Origin of the sequence: Virgibacillus dakarensis (assembly GCF_900155625.1) — a bacterium.
GTDB classification, from domain to species: domain Bacteria; phylum Bacillota; class Bacilli; order Bacillales; family Amphibacillaceae; genus Lentibacillus_C; species Lentibacillus_C populi.
This window is the reverse complement of the sequence record NZ_LT732553.1, coordinates 333,013-349,364: the sequence shown is the minus strand read 5'-3', so window position 1 is coordinate 349,364 and position 16,352 is coordinate 333,013. Positions and strand designations below refer to the sequence as shown.

Sequence of the window (16,352 nt, the reverse complement as noted above, 5' to 3'; positions counted from 1 at the left end):
ACCCCAAACGTCGGTTGTGGTTACTTCCGCGTTTGGGGTTTTGTATTTTTAGATTAACTCATATTGGGTATCAATTCATGGCTGCTCCAATAATTAATGGCAAGATTAGTAATGACAGGGCCAAGCAAATTAATATCCACGATACTTTCTTTGGCAACTTCTTTCTTCCTGCCCCCTTATACCAGCCGGAAAATTGCAATCTATTTTTATATAACAGATAGAGCAACATATAAATCCCAATTGCACCAAGCCATTGATACTTTTGGACATTTTTTTCTGTATATATCTCACCTATCAGCAACCACGCTAAACCACCAAGCAGGATAAAAATGAAAATGATTCGAAGTAATTCCAGGAAAATTCTCATGTTTACACACCGTTTCTCACTTAATATTTCTTTTAACAACATATGTAATCGAATTGTTTTTTGTTGAACTCTACCTCCATTTATCAAAGCTCTCAACCAACTCTACACCACCAGAAGGGACGGACCAAAGCTTTCTCTCCTCTGGCCTCCCCTGTTTCACCATAAGGATTTGACCATTTTCATTCACACAAACACCAGCAGAACCAAACCACTTTTTCATCCATTCTATTTCCCCTTCAAAATTTTCTTTTTCCATTCCGTATTTAACATCGAACATATTAATGCATCATGAGACTGTTTATTTTGGTATAAGTAGCCTCTTAATTTCCCTTCAAATACAAAACCGATTTTTTTCAGCAGATTATTTGAAGCTGTGTTATCAGGGAACGTCACTGCTCCTATCCGGTATAACTCCAAATCTATAAAAGAGTATCCTAATACTTCATTAACCGCTTCTGTTACATACCCCTTCTGCCAATAAGAAGGATGCAGCTCAAAACCTATTTCTGCTTTTTTTCCTTTAATGTTCAGATTGTTTAAACCGACCGTTCCAATAAATTCTTGTGTGTTTTTTAACACCATACCCCAGCGAATCCCACGCTCGCTTTTATAATTTTCCCGGAAATGATTAATTATTTGTTGCGCTTCCTCTTCGCTATGCAAACTTTCCATTCCGTAATATTCCGTTACGTCGTCCCTAGACATAATATCGAAAAAACTTTGTTGATGTTGGTGACCTTTTCAACTAAATTTAGCCTCGCTGATTCGAGTGTTGGAAATGACATTTAACTTCGCTCCTCCATTCTTTCTATGAACATTTATAAAACCTTCAAACCCACTTTATATCCCGCTTGTATTCCTAAGTACAACTCTCCAGCCATCAGGATCTTCAATCGTAATACCTTTCTCTTCCCAATAAGGATTTTCTGGTGCCACTTCTTCATATCCCATCCGAAACAGTCTCGCAACAATTCTATCAACTTGAGCTTTATCCGGAATATAGAAAACTAGTAAGTTATCTTCGGTTGGTGCTGGGCACGGGCTTCCATTTTCATGTGTAGTAAATTCGAGGTGATAGGAAGAACCAGGGAGTCCATAAATTACCCCTTTATATCCCCGGTGGCCAGCAAAATCGGTCAAACGGGGCAGTCCTATTCCGTTTTCGTAAAAATTAATTACTTCTTCAAATTTGTCAGTTGGTCTAGCAACTCTAATTTGCGCTACTGAAAAATCATTAAATTCCATTATTTCACTCCTCAATTTCAAATGCGATTCCATCAATATTTTTAATTTCACCTAGTAAATATCTATCATCCGTGTCGATATAAGCTTCTGATTCATGTGCAATATTAACCAGCCAGGGCTTTCCTTCTATGAAAAAGGACAAATCCTCTGGCAAATTATGCTGTTCCCAGGAATATAATGATTTGGATACTTTTTTAATAACTTGTTTGGCGTGGTCATCCGTTCGATAATAATATACGTATGCCCACTTTCCCCAACCCAATAACTTTGTACTTGGCCATTCTTTTTGTTTTTTCCTTTTTATTAGAGAACTACTCAATTCCTCAAGCACGTGGTCAAATTCCTTAGTTGACCCCATATCTTTTCTGACTACCAGTATAAACATATCACTGGCAGAAAAAGCTAAATCAATCAATTTTTCATATGATTCATTCTTCACATCTTCCAGGAAGTTAATTATCATAAGAAGCCCCCATTCCCTTTTCCATTTCACTCGGCTTTTTCAATAATTATTAAAAATATAAAAAGGGTAAAACAACCAATAATCATCGATAGAGGTAATCATAAAAAACCAAGGATTATTCCAGAAACAGTAAACCCGATTACAACATCCCATCTGTTTTTGATTATATGAAACCATATTGCAACAAACATAAAGGTTAATCCAACCGTTAACTGCCTGATCGAAAGACCCGCTAAATAGCTAAAAATGTAATTGCTTAACGCAGCAAGCCAATAGTATGATGCCTCCCTCTAATGGCAAGTATATGTGTTATTAGATTATAATCTGAAGTATCCATTCTTTCAATCACATTTGGACAAATTTATTACCATATATTATAATTATTAAAACTATTTTAAAGGACGCTAATTTATGACAAACAATAAAACTCCAATCGGAGAAAAAAGCATTGTACTAATTGGTTTTATGGGTGTAGGAAAAACAACTGTCGGTCAATTGCTCGCTGATAAACTAAACCGATCCTTCATCGATATTGATGAAGAAATTGAAAGAGAATATCAAATGCCAACTACAGAAATCTTTAAAACTATCGGTGAAAAAAAATTCCGGGAAAAAGAAAAGGAAACCGTCATTTGTTTCGCAAATCAACGTGGTAAAATCATCTCGTTAGGCGGCGGGGCATTTATGCAAAAAGAAATAAGGGATGCCTGTCTTCAGAATTGCATCGTTTTCCACCTTGACATTTCCTGGGAGTACTGGAAAGACCGCTTCGGAACATTAATAGAAAGCCGGCCCCTTTTACAAAATAAAACAATGGAAGAGGTTGAGGCTTTATTCCACGAACGAAAAAAGACCTATGCTGACCACCATTCAAATGTAATGACGGATGGCTTTACTGAAGAAGAAGTTGCTAAACAAATCATAAACTTAATAGAGTTGCCGGAGAATTAAACGATTAATTGCCGACTAACATAACCGGTCGGCAATTTCTAACCCCATTCCCCCACAATCTCTTGTGTGGATCTTATCAAACTTCTTAGTTTTTCGATCGGCACCTGACCCGGTGCAGAACTTTCCTTCCCTACACTAAACGTAATAACCGACCCATAAGCCCAGCCCATAATTCTGCTTAAGCTTCCCATTTTCCCCATCGACATACTTACAATCGGAATGTCTAAAGCATCATCAGCCTGTTTAGTAAATTCCAATAATCGTAATACATCCTCTTTGCTTTTTGGCATTACCGCAATTTTTGCAACATCTGCACCAAAAGATGCAGTACGTGACATATGCTCCATCATCTCTCTATTAGATGGAGTACGATCAAAGTTATGATAGGATAAAATCAACTGTTTATTATATTCTGTTGATAGCTTTCTTAACTGCATAATATGGTCGGGGGCATTAGATGCCTCGAAATCGACCATTTCCGCCATTGTACTTTTACATATTTTACTTAATAGATTAACTTTCTCTTCTTCGGTAAGTGGTATTTTTTCGCCACCTTCCTTTTCCGAGCGAATAGTAATAAGAATCGGGATATCACTAGCGGTTGAAATTATGTCCGCAATTGATAAAACATATTCTTCATCCTCGATCCCTTCCAGGAAATCGGCCCTCCATTCGACTAAATCAGGTTTTTTAGGAAGAATTATCCTTAATTCTTCCGTTATTTCTTCCTTGTTTTTACCGGTTAAAGGGGTACATATGTAGGGAATTTTTTTATTCTGGAATAATTTCATTTTCTTATCTCCTCGTATTATAGTGAAATGTTCCTTTGTTGTTTGTTAATCAAAGACGTTAACGAATAAACTGTCATTTCCTGAGACCGATTTTGGCTACCCGGGAACGCTTCTGTCTGTCAAGTATCAATGTTAACCGCAGAAAACAAAGGTTTCAACCCCTCTCCTTCAATAATAATGGCTGTTAACCCTTGCTCCGTTATGGTTTCATGCCATTCGTCTTTACTCCAAAAAACAGCGTTGCCTTTCTGTATGTTTAAAAACTCCTCGCTTTCTTCACGCACCTTACCTTCTCCATCCAGTACAATCAACAATTGCGGCACTGTAGCCTGATGATATCCAATGACTCCATTTTTCTCCAGATGTACATACCCAATTTGCATTGGTAAATCTGTTTTAAGTATTCGGTTCATGATGAAATTGGAATTAAAACTCGTTATCCTTGTACCTGTTTCTTTATAAATCCGGAAAATCTCCACAATACCGTGCCCCTATCATAGATAATCCCGCTCATCAACCTTATTTTTTTGCAATGACGGCGGACAGGCATAATTATAAGCTTTAATTTTCTTATTCATTTCCTTGATTAATTTACGAATCTCCCCGCCCTCTGCACTTGCAAGCTTTTCCTTTAACCCGTCAATTTCCTTATTTAATTCTACCCATTTTGGCAGTACATGGTTATCCTTTAATGTCTTGTTAAACTGTTTGTACGTGCTGCTGAAATAATTGTTATCCAGCTTTAGCGGTTTTCCTTTGCCAGGCAAATTATCGAACTGCCCGTCTCTTTCCGCCTTTCTGACAATTTCCGATAAATGATCGGTATATTCAAACCGTTCCTTTATTTCTGTTTCCTGCTTCTTGGCATCCTTTTGTGAACCATCATCTTTACACATTCCATCACCCGCTCACCTATATTTTTTCAAACCATTCACAAGTGCTTCATTATCATTATTCTCCACACCGTGCAACGCTTCCTGCAATGCGAATGTTTTTTGATAAAAAACTGCCCGATTTGCAACTTTATCGCCATTCGGATATAAATCAATACATCTTGCAAAGAAGTCGTGTCCGTAGCTTGCTAAAATACCGGCAAAATCATATGCTGGATCACCTAATCCGGAACCACCGAAATCAATGATTCCCGTTATCTCCATCTTGGCAGGATCCCATAAAATATTGGATGCACCAAAATCGCCATGAATTAACGTTGGCGTAAAGCGAAACTCATCAATTGCAGCAAAGAAATCCTCAAACAGTGCTGAAACTTCTGCTTTTGCATCAGTGTGCATGTAGCAAAAGAGTTTCATTTGAATTCGTTTATACGTATTTTCATATTCCTCTTTTAAATCGATGGACTGGCTCGGTAAAAGCTTTTTCACTTCTTTTTCCGAAACAGCATGCAGTTGGATGAGAAAATTCACCAGCTGCAATGACAGTTTCTTCTGTTCAAGATCACTACCAATCTGCTTTAACTGCTCATTCCACATCGGAAGCCCCGGGATCATTGGGTAGCCCACAAATACTTTTCGTACTTCCAGTTCATCAAACGATTGATAGATTGGCTCAGGGATTGGTTGTGAACTATAGCCTCTTACTAACTCCAAAATTTTTGTTTCATCTAACAATCGATCTATTCCAGCTTTATATTTTGGAAAGCGAAATACAAAGGATTGGTTAATAACTCAAGTTTCGGAGTAAAAAAATCCGTTCAAACCCATATCAAATCAGGGTTTACTATCAAAAACAAATCAAAAAAATACAAAAAACACCCTATTCTTTGGTAAAATATAGGTAACGACACCAACCAAAGAAAGGATGTTTTCCTTGTCTACTATTTTACCAAATTCTAATGAAAATGAAAAATCAAATTCACGTATGCTGCGTTTTTTCACCCAAGCAAAAATTGGAACTTTCCTGCATCAGTCCAATATTCATAAGGAAAAGGGAGTTTCTGCTCGTATTATTGTTCAATTCATTTTTGCACTCGTTCTTCATGGCATGGGCTTTTCCCGGGCACTCGAATCCGAACGAATTCCAAAGCATTTTCAAAAGGATACTGTATACGACCTTTTGAAAAACCCTACGTATAACTGGCGTAAGTTTCTTGCATGTGTTGGATCATACCTCGTTATAAAGTACATTCTCCCATTAACGTCCAAGGACCGGGATCGTGTGCTGATCTTTGATGATTCTCTATTTAGTCGCAATCGGAGTAAGGTCGTTGAATTGCTTGCACGTGTTAAAGATCACACAACCGGGAGATATTTCAAAGGCTTCCGTATGCTTACACTCGGTTGGTCTGATGGAGCTACGTTTATGCCACTTGCTTTTTCGCTTTTAAGCTCCAAAAATGTTGCCTCTCGTTATCGAGAGATGGACTCGAAAATAGACAAGCGAACAGTCGGTTATCATAGACGCCAAGAGGCAACACAAAAGAGCACCGAAACAATGTTCAATCTTTTGGACTCCATTCATCCAAAAAAGCTTGGCGCGAAAACCGTTCTTTTTGATAGCTGGTTTGCTTATCCGGCAATCATATCGAAAATCGTGAAAAACTACCCTCTCCATGTTGTTTGTATGATTAAACGTTCTCCAAAGATTCACTATACATATGAAGGAGAGTCTTACACATTGAACAAACTTTACAAAAAGGTTCGCAAAAAGCGTGGTCGCGCCAAAATTCTTGCAAGCATCGTAGTTGGACTTGGTCACGATGACGAAAATGGCAATGAAATTCAGGCGCGAATTGTTTTCGTACGTGATCGAAACCGTTCCAAAAAGTGGCTTGCACTTTTAACAACCAACCTCGCCCATACGGAAGAAGATGCCATCCGAATTTATGGAAAGCGCTGGGAAATTGAGTGCTTTTTCAAGGTGGTCAAATCTCATTTGCGACTGGCCAAGGAGTTTCAATGTCAAAGCTACGATTCCATGACTGCACATACAACGATTGTCTTTCTGCGTTACATGATGTTGTCATTGAGCGCCCGTGAGGAAGAAGATCCCAAAACTCTTGGACAGCTGTTCTATATGTGCTGTGATGAGCTTGATGATCTTCGCTTTGCCGAAGCATTAATGACCATACTGGAAGTATTAGGATCCATGCTTGCGGAAGAATGTCTTCTAACGGATGAACAAATTAATGAATTTCTGGATCGCTTTTTTAACAAATTACCTGGATTCTTACGTAACCCGTTACTTAATCCAGGTGCAGCATGATATAAAATCACCTCTGTTCTATTTATACCATAGGTTGAGGTTTATTTATCATGTCCGATACTTGAGTTAATAATGAAAACAGAGTTATTTTGACCTATCTCATTTATTTCAACGTCCTGAATCCTCAATTCTGGATAAACCTGCTTAATTCGGTCAATGTAGGCCGCTAACATGATAACACCTCCATTTACGTAGGAATCGTGTTAATATTATCCCAGCCATAGGCAATCTCTGTAAACCTTTTTCCGGCAATCTTTTCTTCTTTTGCATCTACCCTTTTTCCGCCAATTGCTTTGTAAAAATTACTGGCATTATTTTCTTCCAACACCCAAACCAGCATCGAACTGATCTGCAATTTCTTAAGCACCTCTACTACTGGTTTAACGAGCAGCTTACCAAGTCCCTTACCCTGATACGCTTCCAAAATATAAATCAATAATTTTCATATCTTCCTGTTCTTTCTTTCCCTCCAGTCGAAAAACCAACAATTTCCCCTTGGTTATTCTCCGCAACAAACACGTGTTGTTCGGCAATATTTCGTTCCCACCGCTCCGCCCGCTCGTCACATGATAGCTTATTTAAAAACTCCTGCGGAAAAATATCTTTATATGTCGTTCGCCAGCTGTCTACATGTACACTGGCAATTGCACCAGCATCAGCAACCACAGCTTTTCTGACCAGCATGCCTCCAACTCCCTTTTATAATTTTTAGTTCAAGCTTGCTCCAACAACGATCTCCACTCAAATTCTGTTTTACTTGGATCCGGTTAATCCATTCATCACATCAATTACTTCTTCTAAATTGGAAACGACTTGGTAAGCATCCTTTTGCATCTCGTCATTTGCTTCAATTAAATCTGGAACAATGATACACGGGATATCCGCTTTAACCGCTGCCCGCAATCCATGTAGTGAATCTTCCAAAATCAGTGCCCGCTCGGGCGGTACATTGGCCCGTCGGCACGCTTCCAAAAAAACATCCGGTGCCGGTTTCCCATTTTCTACTTCTTGGCCGCTTACATAAAAATCAAATCGCTCCATTAATCCTGTCATCGTTAAATACTTTTTAATCGTTTCCCTGCTACTTGACGAGGCGATACATTTTCTCACACTGTTTTCATCCAAGTTATCGAGCAGTTTTTCCACCCCGGTTTTCATTATAATACCTTCAGTTTCCAATATATTTTTAAATTCCTGATCATACCCCTTAAAAATTTGATCGATCAGAGACTTCTTTCCACATATTTCTCTGATTATTTCCTCACTGCCTTGATCGCTGATACCAATCATACGTTTATATGTTTCTATTGGAAAATCAAACCCGGCAGCTTCCATCGATTTACTCATCGCTTTAAAGGAAGTCCGTTCCGTATCAAATAATAACCCGTCCATATCAAATATTACCAGCTTTACATCTTTCATTATCCAACCTCCATTTACAGTGCTTCCCCTGCATTTTATCCAGCTTTGAGAGCCCATTTAAAATGGCAGAGAAGAAACTCTCTGCCTTGAATTATATCATAATGTTTCGTGCTTAATAGTCGAATTGACGATAGTAACGGCGGATATCTAAATCGTGACCTGTATATTTTTCATAATGGAATGCCAGTCGATCAACTAATAAAGTTGTTGAAATTGTTGGCGCCAATATCCAGCGGAAATCATCGTCAATTCCTTCTAATTCATAGTCTTTTGTATCAATTACTACTAGTTTTTTCGTGTATTGCTTACAGAACTTTTCAACGCGCTCATCAAGCACACGACGTTTCCCCTCCCCTTTCACAAGGAAAACAGGTACATTATCACTAACCAATTCGAGCGTCCCATGGAAAAATTCCGAAGATGATACTGCTTTTGTGCGAATCCATTGCATTTCTTCCACAACACACATGGAAAAGAGATAAACTTCTCCCCACATTTCGCCATCGCCGACCCAAATATTATATGGTTCATTGTAATAGTTTTTGGCAATTTCGTCTGCAATTGGTTCAAATTTTTGTTTGGCTTTTACTAGATTTTCAGGTAGTTTTTCCAATTGATCAGCAAATTGGTTATATTTCGGAAACTCGTTCCGGTTGGCGAGAAGTCTGAATACTAGCATGAACAATTCCATGTACTCAAACTCAACGCCGTCTTTTGCTCTATTTGGAATGACCCAGCGACTCAATTTCTCCAAAGGTGCATCTGGAGTACCAACAAGGGAAACAACGCGATATCCATTTTCCTTGCACCATTCTGCAGCACGTACCGTTTCTTTTGTGTCACCAGATTTTGAAGACATAATAACAATGGAATCCTTTGTTAATTGCCGATGACCTGTAAGGACAACTTCAGCTGCCTGCTCAGCGTATATTGGTACATCTGTTAATTGTTTAAGCATTTCTACAACAGGTAACATAATGGCAATGGAACCGCCTACTGAAATAAAGAATATGTTTTTATATCCTTCCTTTGAAATCTCATCCGCAATTTGTTCTATTTTCCCACGTGTTTCATAGGTAGTTTTTCCATCTTTCAAATATAATTGTTCGTCAAATTTCAACATGTTATTTTCCCCCTAAGATGTTTGGTTTAGTTTGTTATATTTTACTTTTTAGAACCTCATCGAAATCTACAAAAATATCTTTTTCAATATCTATTCCTCTGCCTGAGGTAATTCGATATGCAAGGATCTGAAAAGGGATGACCAGCAACAAAGTGCTCTTAAATTCATCAAGTTCAATTCCGACTGACATCGTTTTTTCATTATCTTCCGTCCCGGTAGTGATGGAAAAGCAATGATCCGTGTATTTCGAGAAATAGGCTTTTAGCTTTTCAGCTCTTTCCGAATGCTGACTCTTTGTCTGGATAAAGACTATTCCATATGATTCGTCCACTTCCAGATATGGACCATGCATAAATGCTTCCAATTCAAATCCTTGCGTTGGAACGCGAACAGTTTCGGTAAATTTCGTTTCACTCTCTTTTGCCGTTCCGACTGTCGGTCCATAACCAATCGTTGCAAAGCGTGGAATTCGATTTAATTCCTCGGCAAATTGACGGTAAAAGCTCTCCGATCGTTCAATAACATACGGTATTTTCTCAATTGCAGTATTAAATTCTGCTATTTCCTGCAATTCCTCCTCTGCAGTCAGGCTTCCAAGCGCATTCCCTGAAACAAGCCCCATCAGCATCAATGTTAAAACAGTAGCTGAAAACCCTTTGGTAACATAGCCAACCTTTTCTATCCCACAGCCAATATCAATGACCAAATCCGCATCGTTTGTAATCGGACTATTCAAATTTGCTGTTAAGACAGCAGTAGGGATATTCCCGGTCGTATTTGCTTTTTTCAATGCTTCAATGGTTGAAGAGCTATGCCCGCTCTGTGAAATGGCCAGAATAAAATCTGTCGTTGATTTCAACTTTTCATAATGCACAAACGTGAACGGTTCTATCACATCTATGGATACACCGGCAACCTTTTCCATATAATACTTGGCACTTAGAGTTGCATTCAAACTTGATCCCGTTGCAAGGATAAGCCAGTTTTTGGGCCGCTTCCTATCAATAACCTGTTTAAACGATTCGAGATTTTCCTCGTATTTGCCCATGATGTCCTTGCATGTTTTTCCTTGTTCATTAATATAATCCATCATCGTCTCTTTCAACTTCAACACCACCCTGCTTATTTAAAATCCTGAAGCTCCCCTGCATACACAGGAGAATCCAGCATTTTTTCTATCTTTCAAACCATTACTAATTGCATCAACCAAAAATACCTGCCCATGCACCAAGAATGCTAATCACAGCCATCCCGACTAAAATGGTAGTTGCCTTAACCTCCTTGCCAAGTAACCAATAGATAACCCCAAATGCAGCTAAAGGCAACAGTCCTGGCAAAATACCATCCAAAATATCCTGTACAGCAGTTGCGGAATCCCCACTTCCAATGGTTAATGGAACATTCAGGACGATCATGTCTGCACTCATCCCTCCAATAACCATCAACCCTAAAATGGCTGCTCCGAACGTTAAATTACCCATTGTTCCGTTTTCCTGCAGTTTTTTCAAAAATCCTGTTCCCATGTTATAACCGACCTTCGTCAAGATATAACGTAAGGCAATATGCGGTACATTAAATACGAGTAGAAATAGAATCGGCCCCAAAATATTTCCTTTTAACGACAGGGATGTACCGATGCCGGTTGCGATAAGGCGGAGTGTTCCCCAAAAAAATGAATCGCCGATACCGGCTAATGGTCCCATTAAGGAGGCTTTAACTGTATTAATGGATGATGAATCAAAATTCTTATCTTCTGCATTTGACTTTTCCATCGCAGCAGAGACTCCCAATATCATCGTTACAATATGTGGAGTCGTATTAAAAAATTCCAGATGCCGTTTTAATGCAGCGGAAAGGTCAACTTTTTTCTTATACAGTTTTTTTAAGATTGGAATCATGGCATATGCGTAAGCCAGACTTGCTTGACGTTCATAGTTCCAGGAAAACTCCATTTGAAACGAGCGCCAAAACAATTGATTTAAATCTTTTTTGCTTATTTCTGGCGTTTCTTCTACCTGATCAACCATCTTTTCGTTTTTATCAGAAGTCTTCGTCGTCATCATCCATCACTCCTCCTTCATTCGTAGCCAATTTCGGTTTTTGCATAACATTTACCATAATAATTGCCACAATTGCTCCGAGCAGGGCAATACCTGTTACCGGAACCTTTAAATATGCAACAATTAAAAATCCCAGGAAAAAGTATGGTGCAACCTGCTTATTAACCAATAACCTTACCAACATGGCAAAACCTAGTGCTGGTATTAGGCCAGTAGCTACTTCGAGACCCGTTTGAACGGGACCAGGGATCGCATCCAAAACCTTTGTAACAGCATCGCTTCCAACAAAATATGAAATACCTACAATGGCGCCAATCATGAGAGACATTCCAAAGCCACCTAATAAGTGCATGGTTGTAATCCCTCGAACATTGGCATCTTCGGCGTACCTATCGGCTTTGTGTAGCACAATTGGTAACACTAAAGCCAAATACAAATTCTCAAAGATAAGTGCCAATGTAGCAATTGGCAAGCCCAGCAATAATGCCGTTTCTGGACCAGCCCCCGAAGATATTGCAAATGCTACTCCCAACACACCCCCAACTACTACATTAGGCGGAATTGCTGCCCCAACTGAAAATACCCCGATAAATGCTAGTTCCAAAGTTGCCCCCATTATAATACCGGTTTTAATATCGCCCATTACGATACCGGTAAATAGGCCTGTGACAATTGGACGTGATATCAAACTCGTCCCCAAAGCATACTCACTTTGTGCGACAAAAGCGACCAAACCTAATAATAATGCCGTAATCATCGTAACCCCTCCCACCGTTTCTAAATTAAATTACAGTGCTAGCAAGAATCTTTTTATCATTGGGAACTTGTCTGATTTCCACCTCTGCCCCTTGTTCAATCATTTTTTTAACCATGATTTCTTCTTCGGGCAATAAATTTACTGCTTTGGAAATATTTCTCGTCCCTTCTTTTGCTTTCACACCTCCTAAATTCACTTGTTTAATAGCATGGTGAGCTGCAGTCAATTTTTGTGCGTCGGCAACAGATTCAACAATGATGAAAAGCTTATATTTATCTGTCACTCCACTTTCCAGTGCTTTGATAGAATCCTCGATATTTTTAATAACTAATTTTACACCCTGTGGTTTCGCAAGTTTAATCGTTGTTTTACGCAATTCGTTAACAGGTACATCATCGTTTGCAATTAAAATACAATCCGCTCCTAAATTTTGTGTCCATGAGAAAGCTACTTGTCCATGTAATAACCGATGGTCAACACGCAGCAATTTAATCATATTTATTCATCCCTTCATTAAAAATCCTCATCCTCCGGTTCACTTCGGATAACCTTGTTACAGTAAATTATCGTGTCCTTGGCATTTTTTAATGCCTTGTTAATTAGCTCATCCGTATCCATTTGGAAATTAACCTGTGTAACCAGTTCAATCACCAATGCCAGATTTAGTCCGGCAATCAAATGAATTCTGGTATCATGTAATAATTTAAGGCATTCATTGTTAACACTGCCACCGAATATATCCGTAACTATAATCAATTCATCTTCCTCATTAATCTGCATCAACACGGACTCCAATTGCTTAGTTAAATCCTCGTTCTCATTCTTGTAAGCACTGATTGTAAATATATTGTCACGCTTCCCGGTAATCATTTCTACTGAATCAAGCATTCCCTCCGCGAGTCTCCCATGCGATGCAAATAATAAATACCTCATCACCTATCCCCCTTTCATTTTCATTTCACTAATATTAAATGCAAAAAGCGTGCCAACTTAGTGGCACGCTTTTATTTATTGGTACAACCTTATTTAAAAAACGCTTTCAGATGAGGGTTCCGCGACTAAATAATCATAAATATAACCAATTTCGGCAATGTTGATTTCGACACTATAAATGGATTCGACGACACTAAACGCATCCCTTATCATTTCAATCATATCTTTTTGATATTCCACAAACGTATCCATGTCATGGTACGTTTCTATTGGAGCTTGTCTAATTAAACGCTCTACCAAGCAGCTTGTATGGACATATAAAGCTACTTTTTTATCATTGGGCAGTCGTTTATTCATTAACATTTCCAACCGATTTAAAAATTCCTCGACATGAATAAGAATTTTTTCTGTATCCAGAATGGTAATGGATTCAATTACCTGTTCAATCGAAAAGTTTCGTAATAGATTGTTATTGATTTCTTCAATTTGATCGTCATTGATCACCGACTGAAAAATTTTCCGCAGCTTTCCTTCCCCCTGCCCCGAAATTAAATCTTCAAGCGAAATATAATCCACTTCTCTTATTCCTGGATCGGCTGTTCCCACTATTGCCAGAACATCATATAACTGAAATAATGCATCGGCATAACCAAATTCCTCCAGACGGCTGTAATCATGGGCAATGATTTTCATTTCCAAATCCTGTGGTATACTTTCTTCTAACAATTTTTGGATTTGCAAAGCTGTTCCCATTCCGGTAAAGCAGGATGTGACAATCACTTTTTCCTTTTTCTTGTCCGGGTAAATAATACTATATTGTGTTTCATTGGAAGTTTTTAACTTATCGATCATTTCCTCTAAATAAATACCTTTTCCCAGCATTTCACCTACAAATAAAGCCATTTGCGTAGAAACATTGTTAATGATTGCTAATGGCCCATTCATGTATTTGGTGAATTGGGAAGGAATGTCTTTCAAGGAGCCCATATCTACTAAAATAACCAGTCCTTTGGAAACATCGGTATGTTCAACATAATGCAGTACTCGTTCTACAATATCATCTACTGATGTGTCCAATGGCATGTCAAAAGCCTCAAAGATATTTTTATGGAGCAAACGGTTTGCCACATTTGCGATACTGCTGGCTGTTGCATAGCCATGTGCAAGAATGATAGCCCTTACCCGCTGCTCATTGGCCGGTTCAATTGACAGGCTCCTTAAATAAAATGTCAGCATCGCTTCATCCATCCTGCTCATGTGGACATCCAGTTTATTGTTTAATAGCTTGATAAATTGCGTTACCAGCTGGCATTCTGATTGATAATTTTCTTCTGCAAAATGTACAATCTGGTTGATGACTTTTTTCTGTTCACTCGACCATTCTATAACAGCGTTCCCCTTGTAATAAAGAAAGTGAGCCATGGTAAATACACTGTTTCCATTGAATTTGACGTTGTTGGTGTTCTCTAAATAACGGATAATTTCCTGTACATTAACCGTAATGACTTCCATCATTACGCCAGTACTTTTTTCCGAGTTAAAAATAAACTTGTCAAATAAAGCTAGAATCTCATTGAAAACCTGTTGTTCCAAAATCGTTTTATCCAATTTGCGTTTCTGATTATCGTTAAACAAACGCAGAATTGTTTCATATGTTTTCTTGATATCGTCCGTATGCGACATGCGTGATTCAAATAGCTGATTTAACGTAGCGGTTGGCTTAATGATAATTTCACTGTTTTGCTTAAATTTATGATCAGTAGGTTGAATCGTTTCTCGTAAAATTTTTTCAGGAAGATCATGTAATGAAATCGAAACACGATCTGATTCTGGATCTTCGGCAAAGGACGAGGCGATCAAATATTTTATCGTGTTTTTCAAATCTCCCAGATTACCGCTATAATTATGCTTCGTAAGCGCATCCAAAGCTCGACTCGTTATGTGGATCGGCCGGTTAATTTTTTGTGCTTCATGAATCAAAAACAGATACACAAATTGTATTTTCTCTTTGTCTCCCCGCTCGTCAAGACTTGGGATTGTTATCTGAATGGGAATCCGGCGCAAAAATGTTTTAAGAAAGTTCCCTTCCAGGTTTAAAGTTGTTGCAAAAATAATTCGCACATCCGCTTGGTGCCAGCCATTCGTCTCTCCCATCCGCCGATAAACGCCTTGATCAAGAAACGTAAATAATTTTTCTTGCCCCTCTTCATTTAGCCGGTGAACCTCGTCCAAAAATAATATGCCACCATCTGCGGCTTCGAGCATTCCTTTCGTCGTTTTATCGGCTCCGGTAAACGCACCTTTTACATTACCAAACAAGTTACTGGATAGTAACTCCGGGTTATTCGCATATTGAGCACAGTTGAAGCTTATAAAAGGAGCATCTTTTGCCAATACTCCTTTTTCTACACTGTATTGATAAATAAGACTAGCGGTATAGCTCTTTCCAGCTCCTGTCGGTCCACATAAAATGAGCGGTAACCCGCCATCAGGATAAAATACTGATGATTTAATCTGTTTGATCGCTTTTTCCAAACTTCCATCTGCCCCAATTAATCCGTCAAAAATATCATTTCCATTCTCCGCTTGTTTCTTAATAGATTCCAAGCTGTCAAACATACACATTTGAACAGGAAAAAATTCCTTTTCAAATGTAAAACGGCTCAAGAAATAAACTGGACGTGTATTGATCTTAATCACTTTTTCTTCTTCAACCATCTGATTCAGATATTGACTAATCGTATTTCGCTTAACTTGAAAAAATTCTGCCATACTATTTGCCGTAAACATGTCTGACGGAGTATCTATTTGAAACAAATGCGTCTTTTCCTCTAAATAGGAAAGCAAATCCTCTTTCAGCATTTTTATCACCCCTGTTGATGAAACCTTGATGTTGCTCTTCTTCAGTATAAAACTATTTCTCTAAGACGGGCAGTGTTTTTACCCACTTTTCTGATATTTATGGGCACCAGCAGCACTTAAAAAAACGCCACCTCGTTGATAAACCTATTTTATCAG

The 16,352-nt window shown here is 38.5% G+C and carries 22 protein-coding genes; 2 read left to right on the top strand and 20 right to left on the bottom strand.

Going from position 1 to position 16,352, the window contains the following annotated elements; translation table 11 throughout:
* Window positions 1–70 precede the first annotated feature (70 nt).
* The 5 genes from CZ382_RS01815 to CZ382_RS01795 all read right to left on the bottom strand — a co-directional run bounded on the left by CZ382_RS01815 (window position 71) and on the right by CZ382_RS01795 (window position 2,075).
* Window positions 71–367, bottom strand: coding sequence for a hypothetical protein (locus CZ382_RS01815; protein ID WP_088050946.1), 297 nt, complete (start codon window positions 365–367; stop codon window positions 71–73).
* A gap of 70 nt (window positions 368–437) precedes the next feature.
* A complete protein-coding gene (locus CZ382_RS01810) occupies window positions 438–587 on the bottom strand; it encodes an NUDIX hydrolase (RefSeq protein ID WP_088049536.1) in 150 nt (49 codons plus the stop codon).
* A 5-nt stretch (window positions 588–592) separates the two neighbouring features.
* The gene (locus CZ382_RS01805) at window positions 593–1,039 is read right to left on the bottom strand and encodes a GNAT family N-acetyltransferase (protein ID WP_308777781.1); all 447 of its coding nucleotides are present in this window, start codon (window positions 1,037–1,039) and stop codon (window positions 593–595) included.
* 168 nt (window positions 1,040–1,207) lie between these two features.
* Window positions 1,208–1,612 (bottom strand): VOC family protein, encoded by a 405-nt coding sequence (locus tag CZ382_RS01800; RefSeq protein WP_088049535.1) that lies wholly within the window; start codon window positions 1,610–1,612, stop codon window positions 1,208–1,210.
* Between the two features lie 4 nt (window positions 1,613–1,616).
* Entirely contained in the window at window positions 1,617–2,075 is a 459-nt protein-coding gene (locus CZ382_RS01795) for a stage III sporulation protein AH (RefSeq protein WP_088049534.1), read from the bottom strand.
* A gap of 411 nt (window positions 2,076–2,486) precedes the next feature.
* On the opposite strand from CZ382_RS01795, the gene CZ382_RS01790 reads away from it, so the two are divergent.
* The gene (locus CZ382_RS01790) at window positions 2,487–3,026 is read left to right on the top strand and encodes a shikimate kinase (protein ID WP_088049533.1); all 540 of its coding nucleotides are present in this window, start codon (window positions 2,487–2,489) and stop codon (window positions 3,024–3,026) included.
* Window positions 3,027–3,064: 38 nt separating this feature from the next.
* On the opposite strand, the gene aroD is transcribed toward CZ382_RS01790, so the two are convergent.
* The 4 genes from aroD to CZ382_RS01770 all read right to left on the bottom strand — a co-directional run bounded on the left by aroD (window position 3,065) and on the right by CZ382_RS01770 (window position 5,499).
* Window positions 3,065–3,817 carry a type I 3-dehydroquinate dehydratase gene (gene aroD, locus CZ382_RS01785; RefSeq protein ID WP_088049532.1) on the bottom strand — a complete coding sequence of 251 codons (753 nt, stop codon included), beginning with the start codon at window positions 3,815–3,817 and terminating at the stop codon, window positions 3,065–3,067.
* A 119-nt stretch (window positions 3,818–3,936) separates the two neighbouring features.
* Window positions 3,937–4,296 (bottom strand): cupin domain-containing protein, encoded by a 360-nt coding sequence (locus CZ382_RS01780; protein ID WP_088049531.1) that lies wholly within the window; start codon window positions 4,294–4,296, stop codon window positions 3,937–3,939.
* Between the two features lie 15 nt (window positions 4,297–4,311).
* Window positions 4,312–4,713, bottom strand: a complete 402-nt coding sequence (locus CZ382_RS01775) for a DnaJ family domain-containing protein (RefSeq protein WP_088049530.1) — start codon at window positions 4,711–4,713, stop codon at window positions 4,312–4,314.
* Between the two features lie 12 nt (window positions 4,714–4,725).
* Window positions 4,726–5,499: a phosphotransferase family protein gene (locus CZ382_RS01770; RefSeq protein ID WP_088049529.1), complete on the bottom strand. Its 774-nt coding sequence runs from the start codon at window positions 5,497–5,499 to the stop codon at window positions 4,726–4,728.
* Window positions 5,500–5,644: 145 nt separating this feature from the next.
* Between CZ382_RS01770 and CZ382_RS01765 the strand changes: the two genes are divergently transcribed.
* Window positions 5,645–7,039, top strand: coding sequence for an IS4 family transposase (locus CZ382_RS01765; RefSeq protein ID WP_088049528.1), 1,395 nt, complete (start codon window positions 5,645–5,647; stop codon window positions 7,037–7,039).
* Window positions 7,040–7,080: 41 nt separating this feature from the next.
* Here CZ382_RS01765 and CZ382_RS24495 read toward each other — a convergent pair whose 3' ends face one another.
* The 11 genes from CZ382_RS24495 to CZ382_RS01720 form a co-directional block, all read right to left on the bottom strand.
* Window positions 7,081–7,212, bottom strand: coding sequence for a hypothetical protein (locus CZ382_RS24495; protein WP_268811307.1), 132 nt, complete (start codon window positions 7,210–7,212; stop codon window positions 7,081–7,083).
* A 14-nt stretch (window positions 7,213–7,226) separates the two neighbouring features.
* Window positions 7,227–7,475, bottom strand: a complete 249-nt coding sequence (locus tag CZ382_RS24620; RefSeq protein WP_327365018.1) for a GNAT family N-acetyltransferase — start codon at window positions 7,473–7,475, stop codon at window positions 7,227–7,229.
* Window positions 7,472–7,723, bottom strand: coding sequence for a GNAT family N-acetyltransferase (locus CZ382_RS24615; RefSeq protein WP_327365017.1), 252 nt, complete (start codon window positions 7,721–7,723; stop codon window positions 7,472–7,474). Before CZ382_RS24615 ends, CZ382_RS24620 begins: the two co-directional genes overlap by 4 nt.
* Window positions 7,724–7,792: 69 nt before the next feature.
* Window positions 7,793–8,461, bottom strand: coding sequence for an HAD family hydrolase (locus CZ382_RS01755; protein WP_159457746.1), 669 nt, complete (start codon window positions 8,459–8,461; stop codon window positions 7,793–7,795).
* Between the two features lie 112 nt (window positions 8,462–8,573).
* Window positions 8,574–9,584 (bottom strand): SIS domain-containing protein, encoded by a 1,011-nt coding sequence (locus CZ382_RS01750; RefSeq protein WP_088049526.1) that lies wholly within the window; start codon window positions 9,582–9,584, stop codon window positions 8,574–8,576.
* 34 nt (window positions 9,585–9,618) lie between these two features.
* Window positions 9,619–10,689 carry an SIS domain-containing protein gene (locus CZ382_RS01745; protein WP_200809507.1) on the bottom strand — a complete coding sequence of 357 codons (1,071 nt, stop codon included), beginning with the start codon at window positions 10,687–10,689 and terminating at the stop codon, window positions 9,619–9,621.
* 97 nt (window positions 10,690–10,786) lie between these two features.
* Window positions 10,787–11,644, bottom strand: coding sequence for a PTS system mannose/fructose/sorbose family transporter subunit IID (locus CZ382_RS01740; RefSeq protein WP_088050944.1), 858 nt, complete (start codon window positions 11,642–11,644; stop codon window positions 10,787–10,789).
* Window positions 11,625–12,401: a PTS mannose/fructose/sorbose/N-acetylgalactosamine transporter subunit IIC gene (locus tag CZ382_RS01735; RefSeq protein ID WP_088049525.1), complete on the bottom strand. Its 777-nt coding sequence runs from the start codon at window positions 12,399–12,401 to the stop codon at window positions 11,625–11,627. Before CZ382_RS01735 ends, CZ382_RS01740 begins: the two co-directional genes overlap by 20 nt.
* A gap of 25 nt (window positions 12,402–12,426) precedes the next feature.
* Complete coding sequence (locus CZ382_RS01730; RefSeq protein WP_088049524.1) at window positions 12,427–12,897, bottom strand: PTS sugar transporter subunit IIB; 471 nt, start codon at window positions 12,895–12,897, stop codon at window positions 12,427–12,429.
* A gap of 17 nt (window positions 12,898–12,914) precedes the next feature.
* Window positions 12,915–13,334 (bottom strand): PTS sugar transporter subunit IIA, encoded by a 420-nt coding sequence (locus CZ382_RS01725; RefSeq protein WP_088049523.1) that lies wholly within the window; start codon window positions 13,332–13,334, stop codon window positions 12,915–12,917.
* A gap of 93 nt (window positions 13,335–13,427) precedes the next feature.
* Window positions 13,428–16,196: a sigma 54-interacting transcriptional regulator gene (locus CZ382_RS01720; protein ID WP_088049522.1), complete on the bottom strand. Its 2,769-nt coding sequence runs from the start codon at window positions 16,194–16,196 to the stop codon at window positions 13,428–13,430.
* Window positions 16,197–16,352 lie beyond the last annotated feature (156 nt).